Origin of the sequence: Streptomyces sp. NPDC002793 (genome assembly GCF_040295485.1) — a bacterium.
Taxonomy (GTDB): domain Bacteria; phylum Actinomycetota; class Actinomycetes; order Streptomycetales; family Streptomycetaceae; genus Streptomyces.
On the sequence record NZ_JBEOVL010000023.1, the window covers coordinates 59,004 to 78,575 of the forward strand.

Below are 19,572 nucleotides of genomic sequence, written 5' to 3' on the forward strand. Positions count from 1 at the left end.
GCCATGACAACCGACACCACCAAAACCACGGCCACCACCCCGACCGACACCGGCTCCCGGACCACCACCCTGCGATGGGCCACCGCCCTCGGCGGCATCGCCACCATCGCCAGCACCTTCCTGTCCTGGACCTACACCGACGAATTCCCCGGCGACCTCACCGTCTACGGCTACCCCGGCGGCCTCCAGGTCCTCACACTCGTCGCAGGCGCCCTCGTACTCCTCCACACCCTCGCCGCCCTCGACACCCCCGGCCTCCGCTGGCTCGCCCCCACCGGCACCACCAAAGCCCTCCAGTTCCTCGCACTCGGCGCCTTCGGAACCACCTGGTTCACCGTCATCGCCATCGCCGTGGAACTCGGCGGCGTCGTCAACCTCGAACCCGGCGGCTTCGTCGCAGCAGTGGCCTCCGCCATCCCACTCGTCGCATTCCTCCTCCCCGACGACACCCGCAAAGCCACACGCCCCAAGACACTCCCCTCCTGGGCCGAAATCCTCATCATCGTCGCCGCCTTCGGCATCGGCCTCTTCGTCGTCACCTACGGCATCGACACCGAATACGCCGAACTCTTCACCGGCTACATGATCACCGCCGGCTTCGCCATCGGCGCCCTCTTCAAATCCGGCCTCATGGCCCGCCTCTCGGCACTCACCACCACCCACCGCTCCATCGCCGTAGCCGCCGCCTTCGTAGCCGCCGCAGCATTCCCCTTCACCCAGAGCACCGACCAGTACACCCTCATCGCGGTCAACATCCTCATCTTCGCGACCGTCGCACTCGGGCTCAACATCGTCGTCGGCCTCGCCGGACTCCTCGACCTCGGATACGTCGCCTTCCTCGGCGTCGGCGCCTACACCGCCGCCCTCGTATCAGGCACCACCGCATCCGCCTTCGACGTCCAGTTCCCCTTCTGGGCATCCGTCCTCACCGGCGCAGCCGTCTCCCTCATCTTCGGCGTCATCATCGGCGCACCCACCCTCCGCCTCCGCGGCGACTACCTCGCCATCGTCACCCTCGGCTTCGGCGAAATCTTCCGCATCACCGTCGGCAACCTCGACGGCGTATCCGGACCCCAGATCACCAACGGCCCCAACGGCGTACCCAACATCCCCGACCTCGTCTTCTTCGGATACGACTTCGGCGAATCCCACACCATCCTGGGCATCGAACTCGGCGGCTACGCCAACTACTACCTGCTCATGCTGCTCGCGATGATCCTCGTGGTCCTCGTCTTCAGCCGCGCAGGCAGCTCCCGCATCGGCCGCGCCTGGGTCGCCATCCGCGAGGACGAGACCGCCGCCACCGCCATGGGCATCAACGGCTTCCGCGTCAAACTCATCGCCTTCGCCCTCGGCGCCACACTCGCCGGCCTCGCCGGAACCGTCCAAGCACACGTACAGAGCACCGTCGTCCCGGAGATGTACGTCTTCGCCGGCCCCGTACCGCCCAACTCCGCCTTCCTCCTCGCCGCCGTCATCCTCGGCGGCATGGGAACCATCAGCGGACCCCTGATCGGCGCCACCCTCCTGTACATGATCCCCGCCAAGCTGCAGTTCCTCCAGGACTACCAGCTCCTCGGCTTCGGCCTCGCACTCATCCTGCTCATGCGCTTCCGGCCCGAAGGCCTCATCGCCAACCGGCGCGCCCAGCTCGAATTCCACGAGACCGGCCAACTCGACACACCCGAGGGCACCTTGCCCGACTCCGGCGTCGGCACCGTGAAGGCGGGGGCGTGAACGACATGACGACCACCACCAACGAGACCACCCCGGTCCTGGACGCCTCCGGCGTCACCATGCGCTTCGGTGGCCTCACCGCCGTACGCGGCGTCGACCTCAAGGTCAACGCCGGCGAGATCGTCGGCCTCATCGGCCCCAACGGCGCCGGCAAGACCACCTTCTTCAACTGCCTCACCGGCCTCTACGTCCCCACCGAAGGCAAGGTCCGCTACAAAGGCACCGTCCTGCCCCCCAAGCCCCACCTCGTCACCCAGGCAGGCATCGCCCGCACCTTCCAGAACATCCGGCTCTTCGCCAACATGACCGTCCTGGAGAACGTCCTCGTCGGACGCCACACCAGGACCAAGGAAGGCCTCTGGTCCGCCCTCCTGCGCGGACCCGGCTTCAAGAAGGCCGAAGCGGCCTCCCACGCACGCGCCATGGAACTCCTCGAGTTCATCGGCATCGAGGACAAGGCCGACCACCTCGCGCGCAACCTCCCCTACGGAGACCAGCGCAAGCTCGAAATCGCACGCGCACTCGCCAGTGACCCCGGACTCCTCCTCCTCGACGAGCCCACCGCCGGCATGAACCCGCAGGAAACCCGCGTCACCGAAGAACTCATCTTCGCGATCCGCGACATGGGCATCGCCGTCCTCGTCATCGAGCACGACATGCGCTTCATCTTCAACCTCTGCGACCGGGTCGCCTGCCTCGTACAGGGCGAGAAACTCGTCGAAGGCACACCCACCGTGGTCCAGAGCGACGAACGCGTCGTCGCCGCCTACCTCGGCACCCCCTTCGAGGCGGACACCCCCGAGAAGGCCGAGCGCACCACCAGCACCACCAGCACAGAAGGGGAAGACCAGTGACCGCACTGCTCGAGGTCGAGGACCTCAGGGTCGCCTACGGCAAGATCGAAGCCGTCAAGGGAATCTCCTTCACCGTCGAAGCCGGCCAGGTCGTCACCCTCATCGGCACCAACGGCGCCGGCAAGACCACCACCCTCCGCACCCTCTCCGGCCTCCTCAAGCCCTCCGGCGGCCGCATCCTCTTCGAGGGAAAGCCCCTCAACGGCATCCCCGCCCACAAGATCGTGGCACTCGGCCTAGCCCACTCCCCCGAGGGCCGCCACATCTTCCCCCGCCTGACCATCACGGAGAACCTCCAGCTCGGCGCCTTCCTCCGCACCGACAAGGCAGGCATCGAGAAGGACGTCCAGCGCGCCTACGACCTCTTCCCCATCCTCGGGGAACGCCGGAAACAGGCCGCGGGAACCCTCTCCGGCGGCGAGCAGCAGATGCTCGCCATGGGACGCGCACTCATGTCCCAGCCCAAGCTGCTCATGCTCGACGAACCCTCCATGGGCCTCTCCCCGATCATGATGCAGAAGATCATGGAGACCATCGTCGAGCTCAAGGCGTCGGGCACCACGATCCTGCTCGTCGAGCAGAACGCCCAGGCCGCCCTCTCCCTCGCGGACCACGGCCACGTCATGGAGGTCGGCAAGGTCGTCCTCTCCGGCACCGGCGCCGACCTCCTCCACGACGAGTCGGTCCGCAAGGCCTACCTCGGCGAGGACTGAGCACCACGCAGAACCAGAAGGGCCCGCCCCCGGCACTGTCCCGGGGGCGGGCCCTTCCCGTACGTCACGTCCGTGACGGCTACTCGGCCGACTTCTTCTTCTCCTCGGCGTCCTCGATCAACGCCTCCGCCAGCTGCTGCATCGACATCCGGCGGTCCATCGACGTCTTCTGGATCCAGCGGAACGCCGCCGGCTCGGAGAGCCCGTAGTCCGTCTGCAGAATGCTCTTCGCCCGGTCCACCAGCTTCCTGGTCTCCAGCCGCTGCGAGAGATCCGCGATCTCGCTCTCCAGCGCCTTCAGCTCCGCGAACCGTGACACCGCCATCTCGATGGCCGGAACCACGTCGCTCTTGCTGAACGGCTTCACCAGGTACGCCATCGCACCGGCGTCCCGGGCCCGCTCGACGAGGTCGCGCTGCGAGAAGGCGGTGAGCATCAGCACGGGGGCGATGGACTCCTCCGTGATCTTCTCGGCGGCGGAGATCCCGTCGAGGACCGGCATCTTCACATCGAGGATGACGAGGTCCGGCCGATGCTCCCGCGCCAGCTCGACGGCCTGCTGCCCGTCCCCGGCCTCGCCTACGACCGAGTAGCCCTCTTCCTCCAGCATCTCTTTGAGGTCGAGGCGGATGAGCGCCTCGTCCTCGGCGATGACGACACGGGTCGTCAGCGGCGGGACGTGCGACTTGTCGTCGTCGACGGCGTCTACGGGCTGGGGCGACTCGGGGGTGGTCACGGGGCTCCTTGGTATGGGGCAGATACTGCTCCCACGAGCCTACCTAGCTCCTGTAAGGTGGTGACGCGCAGGGCAGCGATGCCCCTTCCTTTCTAAGGCCCCAGTACTCCAATGGTTAGAGAGGCCGCTCTCAAACAGCGGACAGTGTGGGTTCGAATCCCACCTGGGGCACTTTTCCTTCGATTCTAAAGCCGCAGCAAGTCGCGGCTACTTCACGAAATCGTGTGATCACCTCCGGCGATTCGCGCCAACACGTACGCAGCATGCGTCAAAGTCGAGAGCGTGTACGACCTCGACACTCGCAAGCACGCCTTGGCACTCGTCGCTCAGGGCTTCAGCCAGAACTCCGTCAGCAAGCAGACCGGGATCTCCCGAGCTGCCATCCGCTCCTGGCTGCAACGAATAGAGCCCCTCGGATACGACCGGGGCACCGAATGCCCTCGGTGCAGCAACGTCCCGGGACCTCCCGATGATCCTGCCGCGTACTCGTACCTGCTCGGCCTCTATCTCGGCGACGGCTGCATCAGTTCCGCCAAGCGGGGTGTCTACTCCCTCCGCATCGCTTGCGCCGACGCGTGGCCGGGGCTCATCGACGCCTGCGTCGAGGCCGTACAGCGTGCACGACCTGCCAACAAGGTCTGCCGAGTGCGGAGTCAGGGCTGTCAGTACGTTCAAAGCTTCAGCAAACACTGGCCCTGCTTCTTCCCTCAGCACGGGCCAGGAAAGAAGCACAACCGCGATATCACGCTCGAACCTTGGCAACAGCAATTGGTGGACGCCCACCCCTGGGACTTCATCCGCGGCCTCATCCACTCCGACGGCTGCCGGATCATCAACTGGACCACGCGCCTCGTCCGTGGCGAACGAAAGCGCTATGAGTACCCCCGGTACTTCTTCACCAACAAGTCCGACGACATCCGCAAGCTCTTCGCCGACACGCTCACGGCCGTAGGCGTCGAGTGGACCACCCTCGCTCGCGGCAGCGACCCGTTCAACATCTCCGTAGCCCGACGGGCGTCCGTAGCCCTCATGGACGCTCACGTCGGGCCGAAGTACTGACGACCGTCGCCTACTTAGGGCTGTCGTCCTCGCCGATGTGGTGCACCCGTACAAGGTTCGTGGAGCCGGCGACTCCGGGCGGCGAACCGGCCGTGATGACCACGATGTCGCCCTTCTGGCAGCGGCCGATCCGCAGCAGCTCCTCGTCCACCTGCGCCACCATCGCGTCCGTCGACTCCACGTGCGGCCCGAGGAACGTCTCCACGCCCCACGTCAGGTTCAGCTGCGCGCGCGTCGCCTCGTCCGGGGTGAAGGCGAGGAGCGGGATCGGGGAGCGGTAGCGGGAGAGCCGCTTGACCGTGTCGCCGCTCTGGGTGAAGGCCACCAGGAACTTCGCGCCGAGGAAGTCGCCCATCTCCGCCGCCGCGCGGGCGACCGCGCCGCCCTGGGTGCGGGGCTTGTTGCGGTCGGTGAGGGGCGGGAGGCCCTTGGCGAGGATGTCCTCCTCGGCCGCCTCGACGATGCGGGCCATGGTGCGGACCGTCTCGATGGGGTACTTGCCGACGCTGGTCTCGCCGGAGAGCATCACCGCGTCCGTGCCGTCGATGACGGCGTTGGCGACGTCGGAGGCTTCGGCGCGGGTGGGTCGGGAGTTCTCGATCATCGAGTCGAGCATCTGGGTGGCGACGATGACCGGCTTGGCGTTGCGCCTGGCGAGTTTGATGGCGCGCTTCTGGACGATCGGGACCTGTTCCAGGGGCATTTCGACGCCGAGGTCGCCGCGGGCGACCATGATGCCGTCGAAGGCGGCGACGATGTCGTCGATGTTGTCGACGGCCTGGGGCTTCTCGACCTTGGCGATGACGGGGAGGCGGCGGTTCTCCTCGTTCATGATGCGGTGGACGTCGTCGATGTCGCGTCCGCTGCGCACGAAGGAGAGGGCGATGATGTCGGCGCCGGTGCGCAGGGCCCAGCGGAGGTCGTCGATGTCCTTCTCGGAGAGTGCGGGGACGGAGACGGCGACGCCTGGGAGGTTGAGTCCCTTGTGGTCGGAGACCATGCCGCCTTCGATGACGGTGGTGTGGACGCGGGGTCCGTCGACTTCGGTGACTTCGAGGGTGACGCGGCCGTCGTCGATGAGGATGCGTTCGCCGGTGGTGACGTCGGCGGCGAGGCCGTCGTAGGTGGTGCCGCAGGCGGTGCGGTCGCCTTCCATGGGTTCGACGGTGATGGTGAAGTCGTCGCCGCGTTCAAGGAGTACGGGGCCTTCGGCGAAGCGGCCGAGGCGGATCTTCGGGCCTTGAAGGTCGGCGAGGATTCCTACGCTGCGGCCGGTTTCTTCGGAGGCTTTGCGTACGCGGTGGTAGCGCTCTTCGTGTTCGGCGTAGGTGCCGTGGCTGAGGTTGAGGCGGGCGATGTCCATTCCCGCGTCGACGAGTGCCTTGATCTGCTCGTATGTGTCGGTTGCGGGTCCCAGGGTACAAACGATTTTCGCTCGGCGCATGGTTCGAGCCTAGACCTTACCTGTGGGTAGGTATTTGTCTCCGCATGACTACTCAACGGCCTTTGGGTTAAGGGTTATTGCTAACTGTTGAATTGTGCGGCGGGGTGCTCTGATGAGCGTGTGTCGGGTCGTGGTGAGGGGGCGGCGGCGGCTGCCGGTCATCAGATCGAAACCTGTCCGGGGTGTTGCGGGTGGGGGTGGCTGGGCCAGAATCTACGCGCGTTGTTCGCTCGAACGAGGAGTCAAGGATGCCGTTGAACCGTAGGAACTTTCTGGGCCGTTCGGCTGTCGCCGGTGCGGGTGTGGCGCTGGCGGGAGGGGCCGGCGCGGGGACTGCGGCTGCCTCGGAGTCGAGGGGGCGGGGGCATGGGCGTCCGCCGAAGCGGTACTCGTTCACGGTCATGGGGACGACGGATCTGCACGGTAATGTCTTCAATTGGGATTACTTCACCGATCAGGAGTTCGACGACAAGGCGCACAACGATGTCGGGCTGGCGAAGATCTCGACGTTGGTGGATCGGATCCGTGAGGACCGGGGCCGCCGGAACACTCTGTTGATCGATGCGGGTGACACGATCCAGGGCACTCAGTTGTCTTACTACTACGCGAAGATCGATCCGATCACGGCGCGGCGTGGTCCGGTGCATCCGATGGCGCAGGCGATGAACGCGATCGGCTATGACGCGGCGGCGCTGGGGAACCATGAGTTCAATTACGGGATTCCGGTGCTGCGGAAGTTCGAGGAGCAGTGTGATTTCCCGTTGCTGGGTGCGAACGCGCTGGATGCGAAGACGTTGCGGCCGGCGTTCGCTCCGTATGTGATCAAGCGGTTGCGTACGCCGCATGGTCGCGATGTGCGGGTGGCGGTGCTGGGGTTGACGAATCCGGGTATCGCGATCTGGGACAAGGCGCATGTGGGCGGGAAGATGGTGTTTCCGGGTCTTGAGGAGCAGGCGGCGAAGTGGGTGCCGAAGCTTCGTTCGATGGGTGCGGATGTGGTGGTCGTTTCGGCGCATTCGGGTTCGTCGGGGACGTCGTCGTACGGGGATCAGTTGCCGTATGTCGAGAATGCGGCGGGTCTGGTGGCGGAGCGGGTTCCGGGGATCGACGCGATTCTGGTGGGTCACGCGCATGCGGAGATTGCTGAGCATTTCGTGACGAACGAGGAGACGGGGAAGCGGGTCGTTCTCTCGGAGCCGTTGAAGTGGGGGCAGCGGCTGACGTTGTTCGATTTCGACCTGGTGTGGGAGAAGGGCCGTTGGGTGGTCGAGGAGGTCGGTGCTTCGGTGCTGAACTCGAACGTGGTGGAGGAGGATCCGCGGATCACGTCGTTGCTGGGGGATGAGCACACGAAGGTGGTGGCGTATGTGAACCAGGTGATCGGTACGTCGGTGGTGGCGATGTCGACGGCGGATGCGCCGTGGAAGGACGAGCCGGTGATCGATCTGATCAATCTGGTGCAGGCGGAGACGGTGAGGGCGGCGTTGGCCGGTGGGGAGTACGGGGCGTTGCCGGTGTTGTCGCAGGCGGCGTGTTTCTCGCGTACGGCGGGGATTCCTGCGGGTGAGGTGACGATCAGGGATGCGGCGGGGTTGTATCCGTTCGAGAACACGCTGGAGGCGCGGATTCTGACGGGTGCGCAGCTGAAGGATTATCTGGAGTTCTCGGCGGCGTATTACGTGCGGACGGCTGCCGGGGTTCCGGTGGATACGTCGGAGTTGACGAATGCGGACGGGATTCCGGATTACAACTATGACGTGGTGTCGGGTGTGACGTATGAGGTGGATATCGCGAAGCCGGTGGGTGCGCGGATCGTGGGGTTGTCGTTCGAGGGGGCGCCGGTGGATCCGGCGGCGCGGTTCGTGTTCGCGGTGAATAATTATCGGGCGAGTGGTGGCGGTAATTTTCCGCATGTGCCGGGTGCGAAGCAGGTGTGGGCGGATTCCGATGAGATCCGGAACACGATCATCGGGTGGGTGCGGGCGAGGGGTTCGGTGGATCCGGCGGAGTTCGCGTCGGTGGGCTGGCGTCTGACGCGGGATGGTGTGCCCGTGTTCTGACCGGGTTTCGGCAGGTCGTCGGTGTCGCTCGCCCGGGGGTGCGCCCGCGCCTCCGGGTGGGCGCGCCTCCGGGGGTGCGTGCCTTCGGGGGTACGCCCGTGCCTACGGGTGGGCGTACCCCCGGGTGGGCGCCGTGCCTCCGGGTGGGTCGGTTCCCTTGCGTGGTCCGGCCGGTTGTCGTCAGGGTCGTGTCCGTGGGCCGACCAGGTTCTGGTACAGGGCCTTTCGTTCCGCGGAGCCGTCCTCGGTCTCCGCCAGCGCGGCGTCCCATTGCGCTTTGATGTCGTTCAGGAAGGTGCGCCAGTCGCCGTCGGTGCCCATTTCCCCGAGTTCGACGAGGCGTTCGTTCTTGCTGAGGCCGCCGGAGCCGATTTTGTCGCCCTTGTGGCCGTGCAGGATCGATTCGGGGTTTGCGGTGGCTTCGGTGGAGCGGAAGTCGTGCTTGTAGCCGACGGGGCTGGTGGCGTGGGGGGCGAGGGTTTCGATGCCGATCTGGAGCGAGCCGTCCTTCTTCGTGGTCGGCCGGTGGTGGACCAGCAGCATGTGTCCGTAGGACCCGTTCGGCAGGACTACGTCGCCGTTCCAGTCCTTGGAGCCGAGGCCGCCGCCGGAGATGTTCTGTCCCCAGAGGTCGGGGCGGTCGTTGAGGGAGACGACGTTGGTGAGTGATGCCATGAGGCCGCCCTTCTCCTTGAAGGTGCCGCGTTTGCCGTCCTTGTTCTCTCCGATGGAGGTGCGGTGGGTGGCGAAGCCGCGGTCGACGACGTCGCCGGCGCGGGTGTCTGTTCGGTCGTCCTGGGTGACGCCCAGGAAGTTCGGGAGGGAGTAGGCCGCTTCGTCCTTGGAGCTCAGGGCGGGGATGCGGATGTTGACGCGTCCGCCGTGGGCGAGGGCGCGGATGACGTCCTTCTCGTAGTCGGCCGCGTGTTCCCCGGCTTTGGGGTCGTACAGTTTCAGCCCGTTCTGCAGGATGAGCAGCACCTTGGTGAGCATCTCGCGGGCTCGCGCGTCTTTCGCCTTGTTGTCCGGTGTTGTGCTGTCGCCGTTGCCGGCGGTCGTCGTGGGGTGCAGGCGTCCGGGTGCGATCCCTGCGGGGTGGAGGGTGTCGATGGCTGTGACCCGGATCTGTTGGTCGCGTTCGTTCTCCAGGTCCTGTTTCTCTTCCGGCGAGGTGCCGGGTGCTTTGGTGCGCATGAACCGGCCGAGCGTGTAGGCAGGTGAGTTCGGCGTTTCCTGGCCTGCTTCGCGCAGGGTGGGGTGGTTGGCGCGGACGGCGAGGGTGGCGACGAGCACGCGTTTGCCGGCGGGTAGTGTCAGCCAGTCGTCGAGGCGGCCCTTGGTGTAGGTCTCGGCTTGTTCGTAGGTGCCGATGCCGACTTTTTCGAGCCACTGCGCGTTTGCCTCGGAGAGGTGCCTGATGTCGTTCAGGTCCTGGTCGTTGAACGCTTCGCCGCGCATCACCCGCCGGTCGAGGACTCTTCTGAGGCGGGCCGGTCCTTCGGTCATCCATTGTTCGGGGATCCAGGTGCCCGGTGCGAAGACGTTCTTCTTGGTCTTCTTCTGGACTGTGTTCTGTTCGATCGAGTGGCTCAGGCGGGCGATGGTCTCCGCGTCCTTGTCCTGCTGCGCGGGCTGCTCGGCGGCCGGCTCCTGGGGGGTGGTGCTCTGGTGCGCTCGCTGGACGGGCGTCGGGGCGGCGTGGGTGCGGCTGCGCTCCGTGTGGCCGTGCTCCGTGTGGTCGTGCTGCGAGGGATCGTGCTCGGCGGGCAGGCGCTGGACGGGGGTGCCCATGACGTGGTCGGCGACGGCGACGGCCCGGCGTTCGCCTTCGTCACCGGGGTCGGAGATGTTCAGGCCCGCGCCGTTGTCGGTGCCGGGTACGGGTCCCGCCGCCTGATCGAGGGTGTGTGCGAGTTCGTGTGCCCAGTCCTTCCTGGACATCCCGCCGCCGTCGACGATGTGCGCGCCGCTGGTGAAGGCTTTGGACTCGACCGCGGCGGCGGCCCGCTGTGCCACGGGCCCGTCGTGTACCTGTACGCCGCTGAAGTCGGCGCCGCCGAAACGTTGTTCCATCTCGCCGCGCAGTCCGGGGGCGAGGGGTCTCGACGGTGACCGCAGGACCTCGTCCACCGCGGTGCGTTGTACGTGGGTCCGGTCGGGGGTTTCGGTCTCCGGGCCGGCTGCGGCGGGCGGCGAGGTGGTTCCGGCTGCGGCCACGCGCTGCAGGTGGCGCACCCAGGCGGGGCTCATGGTCGTCGGCGGCTGTCTCCGGGGCGTGGTGCTCGGTGTGCGTTCGCCGGCCTTCCGGTGCTCCCGATCGGTGGAGTGCACAGGTGGTCCTCTTTCGCGACTGGGGTGCCTTGCCTACCCGTTGTAGGTGACGGTCTCGCGAGGGGGAAGGTCCTGGAGGGCAGTGTCCGGTGTTTCCGGGGCCTTGTTCCGGGGGGCTGTCGGTTTTCCCAGCATGCGTAGGACGGCGGTGTTTCCGGCTGTGCGCTGGAGGTGGGTCAGGCGGGCGGCCACGGAGGTTTCCGGGGCGGACTGTGCGATCTGTTTGTCCGCGTCGCCGGGTTTCTTGTGCGGTGCTCCGGTCGTGGCCGTCGTACCTTCCGTCGCGTCGTCCTTCACCGTGCTCCACCGCATCGTGCTCGTCCTGTGTCGTCCGGTCGGCCTGTCCGGTGGACCGGCCGGTTTGTGTGCACGGTCCTGGGGGACAGCGTGCACGCATGTGGGTAACGGCGCGCGGGGTTCAGTGATTCCGGTGTGTGGGTTGGGTGGTGGGGGTGGTCGGGCCGCTCTGCCCGGGTACGGCAGCGGTGGCGGGTTCGGTGTCGGGGGTGAGGCCGAAGGTGGTGAAGGCGGTGCGTCGTGGGAGGGGGTAGGGGGTGGTGCCGGTGAGGTTGTTGAGGATGGTGGCGCTGCGCCAGGCGGCGAGTCCGAGGTCGGGTGCGCCGACTCCGTGGGTGTGGCGTTCGGCGTTCTGTACGTAGATGTTGCCGGTGAGGGCGGGGTCGAGGTCGAGGCGGAAGTCGGTGTGGATGCGGGGGCGTCCTTGGGTGTCGCGGCGGATGTGGGGGGCGATGCCGGTGAGGAGGGTGTCGAGGGGGCGTTCGCGGTAGCCGGTGGCGAGGACGACGGCGTCGGTGGTGAGGCGGCTGCGGGTGGCTTGTTGGGTGTGTTCGAGGTGGAGTTCGATGCGGGTTCCGCTGTCGGTGGGGCGGTTCGCGGTGCGGACGCTGACGCCTGGGGTGAGGGTGGCGTCGGGCCAGCCTCCGTGGAGGGTGCGGCGGTAGAGCTCGTCGTGGATGGCGGTGATGGTGTCGGTGTCGATGCCTTTGTGGAGTTGCCATTGTTGGGGGACGAGGGTGTCGCGTACGTGTTCGGGGAGTGCGTGGAAGTAGTGGGTGTAGTCGGGGGTGAAGTGTTCGAGGCCGAGTTTTGAGTACTCCATGGGTGCGAAGGCCTGGGTGCGGGCGAGCCAGTGGATTCTTTCTGTGCCGTGGGGGCGGGCGCGGAGGAGGTCGAGGAAGATTTCGGCGCCTGACTGGCCGGAGCCGATGACGGTGATGTGGTCGGCCCGGAGGAGTTCTTCGCGGTGGTGGAGGTAGTCGGCGGAGTGGATGACGGGGATGCCGGGGGTTGCGGCGAGGGGGCGGAGGGGTTCGGGGATGAAGGGTGCGGTGCCGACGCCGAGGGCGATGTGGCGGGTGTGGGTGCGGCCGAGGGCTTCGGGTTCGCCGTCGGGGTCGAGTCGGGTGTGGTCGACTTCGAAGTGGGAGTGGTCGGGGTTCCAGCGGATGGCGTCGACGTGGTGGTTGAAGTGGATGGTGGGGAGTTGTTCGCTGACCCAGCGGCAGTAGGCGTCGTATTCGGCGCGGTGGATGTGGAACTGCTCGGCGAAGTAGAAGGGGTAGAGGCGGTCGCGGGTGCGGAGGTAGTTGAGGAAGGTCCAGGGGCTGGTGGGGTCGGCGAGGGTGGTGAGGTCGGCGAGGAAGGGGACTTGGAGGGTGGCACCTTCGATGAGGAGGCCGGGGTGCCAGTGGAACGCGGGGCGTTGTTCGTAGAAGGCGGTGGTGAGGGGGCGGGTGCCGGGGGTGGTGGGGATGCCGTCGGTGAGGGCGGCGAGGGAGAGGTTGAAGGGGCCGAGTCCGATGCCGACGAGGTCGTGGGTCCGGTTGTCTTCGGGGGTGGTCCGGTCGGTCATCGGGGGGTGCTTCCTTCCGTCGTGGTGCAGGTGTGGGTGCGGGTGACGAGGGTGAGGAGGCGTCGGAGGTCGTCGGGGGTGGTGTGGGGGTTGAGGAGGGTGGCTTTGAGCCAGAGGCGGTTGCCGGTTCGGGCGCGGCCGAGTACGGCGTGTCCTTGGTGGAGGAGGGTGCGGCGGATGGTCGCGACGGTGGTGTCGTCGGTGTGGGTGGGGCGGAAGAGGACGGTGCTGATGGTGGGGCGGTCGTAGAGCTCGAGGGTGGGGTCTTCTTCGATGAGGTCGGCGAGGTGGTGGGCGGTGGCGATGGTGCGGTCGATGAGGTCGGCGAGTCCGTCGCGGCCGAGTGCTTGGAGGGTGACGGCGATTTTGAGGGCGTCGGGTCGGCGAGTGGTGCGGAGGGAGCGGCCGAGGAGGTCGGGCAGGCCGGCGTCGGTGTCGTCGTCGGCGTTGAGGTAGGGGGCGTGGTGGTGGAGGGGGTCGAGGTCGTGGTGGTGGGGGACGGCGAGGATGCCGGCGGAGGCGGGTTGCCAGCCGAGTTTATGGAGGTCGAGGGTGACGCTGTGGGCGCGGTGGAGGCTGCGGAGGGTGTGGCGGTGGGTGGGGCTGAAGAGGAGGGGGCCGCCGTAGGCGGCGTCGATGTGGAGGTCGGCGCCGTGGGTGGTGGTGAGGTCGGCGATGTCGGTGAGGGGGTCGATCTGGCCGGTGTCGGTGGTGCCTGCGGTGGCGGTGACGAGGAGGGGGCCTGGGGTGTGGGTGAGGGCGTCGTGGAGTGCGGTGGGGTTCATGACGCCGGTGGGGGCGGGGATGACGACGGGGCGGGGGAGGCCGAGGAGCCAGGCCGCGCGGGCGATGCTGTGGTGGGCGTTGGCGGCGCAGATGGTCTGTACGGGGCCGTGGCGTTCGCGGGCGAGGAGGAGGGCGAGTTGGTTGGCTTCGGTGCCGCCGGTGGTGACGAGGGCGTCGGGGTGGGGGGTGTGGGGGTAGATCTCGGCGGCGAGTGCGGTGGTGAGGGCGGTTTCGAGGGCGGAGGCCGCGGGGGCCTGGTCCCAGGAGTCCATGGAGGGGTTGAGGGCCGATGCGGCGAGGTCGGCTGCTGCGGCGAGGGCGAGGGGTGGGGTGTGGAGGTGGGCGGCGCAGTGGGGGTGGGCGGGGTCGGCGGCGCCTTCGGTGAGTGCGGTGACGAGGGTGCGGAGTGCGTGGTGGGCGCCGGTGCCGTGGTCGGGGATGAGGGGGCCGGTGGCGTGGTGGAGGTTTTCGGTGACGGTGTGGGGACCGCCTGCGGGGAGGGGGCCGTTGCGTCGGGTGGCGCCGTCGTGGAGTGCGGTGAGGACGGTGTCGATGAGGGGGCGCAGGTGGGCGGGGCCGGTGGTGCCTCCGGCGAGGGGCGGGGTGGGCATGGGTGGTGTGGTCCTTCGGGGGTGCGGGGGCGGTGGTGCCAGCCTGTCCGGATCGCGGAGGGGGCGGCCGAGTAGCCCAACGATCTGGACCCGAAAGGGGTACTGCGGTTCGGTGTGGGGGTGTTGGAGGCCGTGCGACTGGTATGGGCGTTCGCTGTTCGTACGGCTGTGCCCGGCCCTTCTCGGTGAGGTGAGGTGAGGGGGCCGGGCACGGTGGTGTGGGTGGTGGGGTGTCGGTCAGTGGGCGGCGCGTACGGCGAGGGCGCGGCGGAGGTCGTCGAGCTGGTCGGTGAGTTTGCGGCGGAGGGCCGGGGTGAGCGCGGGGTCGTCGAGGGCCTGTTCGCCGAGGTGGAGGCTGTCGGGGTCGATGGCGTGGGTGGGGAAGGCGTGGCGTCCGGCGGCTTCGGCGATGGCGGGGCCGCGGCGTGCGGCGAGGGCGATGGCGTCGGGGTAGTAGCGGGCGGTGTAGGGGTGGAGGAGTTCGCTCTGTTCGGGTTGCCAGAAGCCCTGGGCGGTGGCGGTGAAGAGGTAGTTGGACAGGGTGTCGTCGCTGAACATGGCGTGCCAGGCCGCTGCTTTGGCTTCGGGGGTGGGGAGGGCGGCGCGGCAGCGGGCGGCGCCTTCCTGTCCGGTGGCGCTGGGGTCCTTGTCGAGTTCCTGGGCGATGGTGGTTTCGTCGGTGGCGCCGAGGACGGCGAGGCGGGTGAGGATGCGCCAGCGGAGTTCGGGGTCGAGTTCGGGTCCGCCGGGGACGGTGCCTTCGCGGAGCCAGTCCTGGATGGCGTCGGGCTGGGTGGCGGCGTCGATGAAGTGGCGTACGGCGGTGAGGCGGAGTCCGGGGTCGGGGTTTGCGGGTGTGGTGGTGCCGGTGCCTTGTTCCCAGTCCTTGGCGGTGAGTCCTTCGGTGCGGCGGAGGAGGTCGCGGCAGAGGGAGGTGAGGGTGGCGAGGGCGGTGGGCCGGTCCTCGGGTGGGAGGTATCGGTCGGCGATGTGGGTGGCGGCGAAGCCGAGGACGCCTTGGACGAGGGCGAGGTCGGTTTCGTGGGGGAGGTGGGTGCGGGCGGCGGTGAGGTGGACGGTGGGGTGGAGTTCGCCGTCGCGGACCATGTCGCGGGTGGTGTTCCAGAGCAGGGCGCGGGTGAGGGGGTCGGGGATGCCGGAGAGGTGGGTGAGGGCGGTGTTCCAGGAGTCGGGGTCGAGGCGGATCTTGGCGTAGGTGAGGTCGTTGTCGTTGAGGACGACGAGGTCGGGGCGGCCGCCGGGCTGAGTGGTGAGGGCGTCGTCCTGGGGGATGTCGAGGTCGAAGCGGCGGCGCAGGGTGAGCTGGTCGGTGCCGGTCTGGGTGTCGAGGCTGTGGTCGTAGGTGCCGACGGTGATGCGGTGGGGGCGGTTGCCGGTGTGGTCGACGGTGAGGTTCCAGCTGTTGCCGGTGTTCTCGACGTGGGCGGTGAGGGTGTCGATGCCGGTGGTGCGGAGCCAGGTGGCGGCCCAGGTGTGGACGTCGCGGTCGGTGGTGGTGGCGAGGTTGTCGATGAAGTCGGCGAGGGTGGCGTTGGCGAATTTGTGCCGGGCGAAGTGGGTGTTGATGCCTGCGAGGAAGTCCTTCTCGCCGAGCCAGGCGACGAGTTGGCGGAGGGCTGAGGCGCCCTTGGCGTAGGAGATGCCGTCGAAGTTGAGGAGGGCGGAGGCGGTGTCGGGGACGACGTGGGGGTCGGGGGCCACGGGGTGGGTGGTGGGGCGTTGGTCTGCGTCGTAGCCCCAGCTCTTGCGGGAGACGCCGAAGTCGGTCCAGGTGTCGGTGAAGCGGGTGGCTTCGGTGAGGGTCTGGTAGCCCATGTATTCGGCGAAGGACTCGTTGAGCCAGATGTCGTCCCACCAGGTGAGGGTGACGAGGTCGCCGAACCACATGTGGGCCATCTCGTGGGCGATGACCACGGCGCGGGTCTGGCGTTCGGTGTCGGTGACGGCGGAGCGGTAGATGTATTCGTCGCGGAAGGTGACGAGTCCGGGGTTCTCCATGGCGCCGGCGTTGAATTCGGGGACGAATGCCTGGTCGTAGGAGTCGAAGGGGTAGGGCTCGTCGAATTTCTCGTGGTAGCGGTCGTAGCAGGCGCGGGTGATGCCGAGGATCTCGTCGGCGTCGGCGTCGAGGTGGGGTGCGAGGGAGCGGCGGCAGTGGATGCCGAAGGGGAGGCCGGCGTGGTGGGTGGTGACCGAGTGCCAGGGGCCTGCGGCGACGGCGACGAGGTAGGTGGAGATGGGTGGGGTGGGGGCGATGGTCCATCGGCCGTCGTCGGCCCGGGTGGTGGTGCCGTTGCCGAGGACGGTCCAGCCTTCGGGTGCGGTGACGGTGACGTCGAACACCGATTTGAGGTCGGGTTGGTCGAAGGCGGCGAAGACGCGCTGGACGTCGTCCAGGAAGAGCTGGGTGTAGACGTAGGTTTCGCCGTCGGCCGGGTCGGTGAAGCGGTGCATGCCTTCGCCGGTGCGTGAGTAGCGCATGGTGGCGTGGACGGTGAGTTCGTGGGGGCCGGCGGTGAGGCGGTCCAGCGGGTAGCGGTTGCCGTCGAGGCGTTCGGGGTCCAGTGGTTGTCCGTCGAGGCGGAGTGAGCGCAGGGTTTCCGGCTTGATCTCGACGAATGTGTCTCCGGCCGTGTGGGCGGTGAACCGGATGGCGGTCCTGGAGTCGAAGGTGTCCTCGCCCGTGGTGAGGTCGAGGCCGACCGTGTACCGGTGTACGTCGAGGAGTCGGGCGCGGGTCTGCGCTTCGTTGCGCGTCAGTACGGACATGGCGCCCATGCTGCCGTACGGGTCCGGAACTGTGGAGGAACGTTCTCGCAGGGCTGACGGCCGGGGTGGGGGTGTGGTGTCCCGTTCCGCTGCTCCTCGTCCGCTTCGTCTCGGTGGGGAGGCCACGGGGTGGAATCTTCCCTCGACAACCCCTCCGATGGCCACCTTTGTACACTTTTCAGCAATTTTCAGGGGCGAAATTTGGCCAAGAAGTAAAGCGACCCTAAAGTCACATCTCACACCCCCCCTCCACTCGATCCACACATCAGGGAGCTGCCTGCCCATGCAAGGCACGATCGATGGTTTCAGCTACGGTGCGGTGACCCCGGTGGTCGCGTACCTGATGGCCTGTCTGGGCGGTGCGCTGGGGTTGCGCTGCACCATCCGCACTCTCCGCACCTCCAGTTCCTGGAAGCCCGGCTGGCTCGCGCTCGGCGCCGCTTCCATCGGCTCGGGCATCTGGACGATGCACTTCGTCGCCATGATCGGCTTCGACGTGGCGGAGGCCCCGGTCACGTACGACCTCCGGCAGACGGTCCTGAGTCTCGTGGTGGCGGTCGTGGTGGTCGGTGTGGGTGTCTTCGTCGTGGGGTACCGGGGGGCGACCCGACTGACGCTGGTGTCGGCGGGCCTGGTCACCGGACTCGGTGTCGCGGCGATGCACTACATCGGCATGGCGGGGATGCGGTTGAACGGCCGGATCGAGTACGACACCGTGGCCGTCGTCCTCTCCGTCGTGATCGCCGTCGTCGCCGCGACGGCCGCGCTCTGGGCCGCCGTGTCGGTCCATGGCTTCCTGGCGAGCCTCGGGGCCAGCCTGGTCATGGGCGTCGCGGTCACCGGCATGCACTACACGGGCATGAGCGGCATCGCCGTGCATCTGCACGCCGACAGCTCCACGGCGATCGCGGGTGACGCCGCGACCTCGATCATGCTGCCGCTGCTGATCGGGCCGATGACGTTCCTCCTGCTCGCCGCCGTCGTGGTGATGTTCGACCCGCTCCTCGTCCTGGGCGAGGGTGAGTGGTCCACGCCTGCCGCCGGAGGGCAGCGGCCGGCGGGCCGGCCCTCGGCACGGCAGGAGACCCCGGCGGATCCGTGCCGCGGCGGGCCCGGCGCTTCCGGGTCGTCGTACCCTCCACAGTCGTCCCGGGACCCGTCTCCCTGGTGACGCGCCGGGGCCCCTCGTCAGGCCCTGGGAGCCCCGGTCTCCCCTGCCGACTCCTCCGCGATGCGCTCGTGGTGCCGGATGACCTCGGCCACGATGAAGTTCAGCAGTTTCTCCGCGAACCCGGGATCCAGCCTGGCGCTCTCCGCGAGCTGCCGCAGGCGGGCGATCTGACGGGACTCGCGCGCGGGGTCGGCCGGGGGCAGGTGGTGTGCGGCCTTGAGATGGCCCACCTGCTGGGTCGCCTTGAAACGTTCGGCGAGCATGTGGACGACTGCGGCGTCGATGTTGTCGATGCTCTCGCGCAGCCGGTTCAGTTCCGCTCGTACGGACTCGTCGATGTCGCTCGTGGTCATGGTCGACGAGCCTAGCGGGAGCCGCGGGGGGACGGGTTCACCGGCGGGCCTCCGGTCATGCGGACGGTGACGAGGTCCGGGCCGGTGCCGGAGGGCGTCGGGAGTTCGAGGGTGGACCGGGCCCGGGGGCACCCGTCAGGACGGGTGCCCCCGGGGAGGTGCTGGGGTGCTCCCGGTCAGAGGGTCGCGGCCGCCGACGCGATGGCGGAGGCGAACGTCGACACCTGGGTGTAGACGCCGGGGTAGCCGGGTCGGGCGCAGCCTTCGCCCCAGCTGACGATGCCGACCTGGATCCAGGCTCCGGCGTTGTCCTTGCGGAACATGGGCCCGCCGGAGTCGCCCTGGCAGGTGTCCACGCCGCCGGCGCTGACGTATCCGGCGCAGATCTCCTGGGCGGCCACGAGGTCGCTGCCGTAGGCCTGCTGGCAGGTGGCGTCGGAGACGAACGGGACGGTGGCCTTGAGGAGGTAGCGCTGCTGGCCGCCCCCTTCGGTGGCGGCGCCCCAGCCGGCGACGGTGAAGGTGCCGGTGTCGTAGGCGGTGGTGGTGGCGATCTTCAGGGTGGGCTGGTTGATGGGCTGGGCGAGTTTGATCAGCGCCCAGTCCTTGCCGACCCCGTTGTAGCCGGGTGCCTGGAGGACCTTGGTGGAGCGGACCTTGACGGCGGAGGACGACTGGAGGTCGACGACTCCGGCGGTGGCGGTGATGGAGGTGTTGTTGCCGGATCCGCTGACGCAGTGGGCGGCGGTGAGCACGACGGTGGGGCTGTAGAGGGCGCCGCCGCAGCCCATGGAGAGCCGGACCATGAAGGGGAACTCCCCCTGGGCGGCGCGGGTTCCGCCGACGACGGGCGCGGGGGCCGCGGTGGCGCTCGACGGCTGGAGGCTGAGGGTGGCGAGGGCCACCGCGGCTATGACGGAACATCTCTTGAGGGTGCGCAGAAGCTGCTTCACTGACGGTGCCTGCTTTCGGGTGGGGGGTCGGGACGGGTGCTGACGCAGGCGTGCGGGGGTGCGTGTCCTGGTCAGGGGCACAGGCCGACAGCTTTCGACAT

The 19,572-nt window shown here is 68.1% G+C and carries 15 protein-coding genes and 1 tRNA gene; 7 read left to right on the top strand and 9 right to left on the bottom strand.

Going from position 1 to position 19,572, the window contains the following annotated elements; all coding sequences use genetic code 11:
• The first annotated feature begins 3 nt into the window (after window positions 1-3).
• From ABT001_RS22465 to ABT001_RS22475, 3 genes are read left to right on the top strand one after another with little or no spacing between them, the layout of a single operon-like run.
• Window positions 4-1,737 (top strand): branched-chain amino acid ABC transporter permease, encoded by a 1,734-nt coding sequence (locus tag ABT001_RS22465; protein WP_351280389.1) that lies wholly within the window; start codon window positions 4-6, stop codon window positions 1,735-1,737.
• Between the two features lie 5 nt (window positions 1,738-1,742).
• On the top strand, window positions 1,743-2,591 hold the full coding sequence (locus ABT001_RS22470; RefSeq protein ID WP_351280392.1) for an ABC transporter ATP-binding protein: 849 nt from the start codon (window positions 1,743-1,745) through the stop codon (window positions 2,589-2,591).
• Window positions 2,588-3,304 carry an ABC transporter ATP-binding protein gene (locus ABT001_RS22475; protein WP_351280277.1) on the top strand — a complete coding sequence of 239 codons (717 nt, stop codon included), beginning with the start codon at window positions 2,588-2,590 and terminating at the stop codon, window positions 3,302-3,304. Before ABT001_RS22470 ends, ABT001_RS22475 begins: the two co-directional genes overlap by 4 nt.
• Before the next feature lie 79 nt (window positions 3,305-3,383).
• Here ABT001_RS22475 and ABT001_RS22480 read toward each other — a convergent pair whose 3' ends face one another.
• Window positions 3,384-4,040, bottom strand: coding sequence for an ANTAR domain-containing response regulator (locus ABT001_RS22480; protein WP_351280279.1), 657 nt, complete (start codon window positions 4,038-4,040; stop codon window positions 3,384-3,386).
• Window positions 4,041-4,137: 97 nt separating this feature from the next.
• Here ABT001_RS22480 and ABT001_RS22485 point away from each other — a divergent pair.
• Window positions 4,138-4,211 (top strand) — tRNA-Leu (locus ABT001_RS22485).
• Window positions 4,212-4,322: 111 nt separating this feature from the next.
• Window positions 4,323-5,099, top strand: a complete 777-nt coding sequence (locus ABT001_RS22490; protein ID WP_351280281.1) for a helix-turn-helix domain-containing protein — start codon at window positions 4,323-4,325, stop codon at window positions 5,097-5,099.
• A 10-nt stretch (window positions 5,100-5,109) separates the two neighbouring features.
• On the opposite strand, the gene pyk is transcribed toward ABT001_RS22490, so the two are convergent.
• Complete coding sequence (gene pyk, locus ABT001_RS22495; RefSeq protein ID WP_351280284.1) at window positions 5,110-6,543, bottom strand: pyruvate kinase; 1,434 nt, start codon at window positions 6,541-6,543, stop codon at window positions 5,110-5,112.
• Window positions 6,544-6,791: 248 nt separating this feature from the next.
• On the opposite strand from pyk, the gene ABT001_RS22500 reads away from it, so the two are divergent.
• A complete protein-coding gene (locus ABT001_RS22500; RefSeq protein WP_351280287.1) occupies window positions 6,792-8,603 on the top strand; it encodes a bifunctional metallophosphatase/5'-nucleotidase in 1,812 nt (603 codons plus the stop codon).
• A gap of 180 nt (window positions 8,604-8,783) precedes the next feature.
• Here the strand turns inward: ABT001_RS22500 and ABT001_RS22505 are convergent, their stop codons facing one another.
• From ABT001_RS22505 to pepN, 5 genes are all read right to left on the bottom strand, one after another.
• Window positions 8,784-10,934, bottom strand: a complete 2,151-nt coding sequence (locus ABT001_RS22505) for an eCIS core domain-containing protein (RefSeq protein WP_351280290.1) — start codon at window positions 10,932-10,934, stop codon at window positions 8,784-8,786.
• Window positions 10,935-10,967: 33 nt separating this feature from the next.
• Window positions 10,968-11,246, bottom strand: coding sequence for a hypothetical protein (locus ABT001_RS22510; RefSeq protein ID WP_351280292.1), 279 nt, complete (start codon window positions 11,244-11,246; stop codon window positions 10,968-10,970).
• Between the two features lie 106 nt (window positions 11,247-11,352).
• Window positions 11,353-12,807: a lysine N(6)-hydroxylase/L-ornithine N(5)-oxygenase family protein gene (locus ABT001_RS22515; RefSeq protein ID WP_351280295.1), complete on the bottom strand. Its 1,455-nt coding sequence runs from the start codon at window positions 12,805-12,807 to the stop codon at window positions 11,353-11,355.
• Window positions 12,804-14,204, bottom strand: coding sequence for a pyridoxal phosphate-dependent decarboxylase family protein (locus ABT001_RS22520; protein ID WP_351280298.1), 1,401 nt, complete (start codon window positions 14,202-14,204; stop codon window positions 12,804-12,806). Before ABT001_RS22520 ends, ABT001_RS22515 begins: the two co-directional genes overlap by 4 nt.
• 237 nt (window positions 14,205-14,441) lie before the next feature.
• On the bottom strand, window positions 14,442-16,994 hold the full coding sequence (pepN, locus tag ABT001_RS22525; protein WP_351280300.1) for an aminopeptidase N: 2,553 nt from the start codon (window positions 16,992-16,994) through the stop codon (window positions 14,442-14,444).
• Window positions 16,995-17,277: 283 nt separating this feature from the next.
• On the opposite strand from pepN, the gene ABT001_RS22530 reads away from it, so the two are divergent.
• A complete protein-coding gene (locus tag ABT001_RS22530; RefSeq protein WP_351280302.1) occupies window positions 17,278-18,165 on the top strand; it encodes an MHYT domain-containing protein in 888 nt (295 codons plus the stop codon).
• A gap of 17 nt (window positions 18,166-18,182) precedes the next feature.
• On the opposite strand, the gene ABT001_RS22535 is transcribed toward ABT001_RS22530, so the two are convergent.
• Window positions 18,183-18,518 carry a chorismate mutase gene (locus ABT001_RS22535; protein ID WP_351280305.1) on the bottom strand — a complete coding sequence of 112 codons (336 nt, stop codon included), beginning with the start codon at window positions 18,516-18,518 and terminating at the stop codon, window positions 18,183-18,185.
• A 176-nt stretch (window positions 18,519-18,694) separates the two neighbouring features.
• Window positions 18,695-19,471, bottom strand: a complete 777-nt coding sequence (locus ABT001_RS22540; protein ID WP_351280307.1) for a S1 family peptidase — start codon at window positions 19,469-19,471, stop codon at window positions 18,695-18,697.
• Window positions 19,472-19,572 lie beyond the last annotated feature (101 nt).

What these genes read in the sequence shown, in the direction of transcription:
- ABT001_RS22465 (WP_351280389.1), top strand. Translation starts at nt 4, where the DNA reads ATGACAACCGACACCACCAAAACCACGGCCACCACCCCGACCGACACC.
- ABT001_RS22470 (WP_351280392.1), top strand. Translation starts at nt 1,743, where the DNA reads ATGACGACCACCACCAACGAGACCACCCCGGTCCTGGACGCCTCCGGC.
- ABT001_RS22510 (WP_351280292.1), bottom strand. Translation starts at nt 11,246, where the DNA reads ATGCGGTGGAGCACGGTGAAGGACGACGCGACGGAAGGTACGACGGCC.
- ABT001_RS22530 (WP_351280302.1), top strand. Translation starts at nt 17,278, where the DNA reads ATGCAAGGCACGATCGATGGTTTCAGCTACGGTGCGGTGACCCCGGTG.
- pepN (WP_351280300.1), bottom strand. Translation starts at nt 16,994, where the DNA reads ATGTCCGTACTGACGCGCAACGAAGCGCAGACCCGCGCCCGACTCCTC.
- ABT001_RS22535 (WP_351280305.1), bottom strand. Translation starts at nt 18,518, where the DNA reads ATGACCACGAGCGACATCGACGAGTCCGTACGAGCGGAACTGAACCGG.
- ABT001_RS22515 (WP_351280295.1), bottom strand. Translation starts at nt 12,807, where the DNA reads ATGACCGACCGGACCACCCCCGAAGACAACCGGACCCACGACCTCGTC.
- ABT001_RS22520 (WP_351280298.1), bottom strand. Translation starts at nt 14,204, where the DNA reads ATGCCCACCCCGCCCCTCGCCGGAGGCACCACCGGCCCCGCCCACCTG.
- pyk (WP_351280284.1), bottom strand. Translation starts at nt 6,543, where the DNA reads ATGCGCCGAGCGAAAATCGTTTGTACCCTGGGACCCGCAACCGACACA.
- ABT001_RS22500 (WP_351280287.1), top strand. Translation starts at nt 6,792, where the DNA reads ATGCCGTTGAACCGTAGGAACTTTCTGGGCCGTTCGGCTGTCGCCGGT.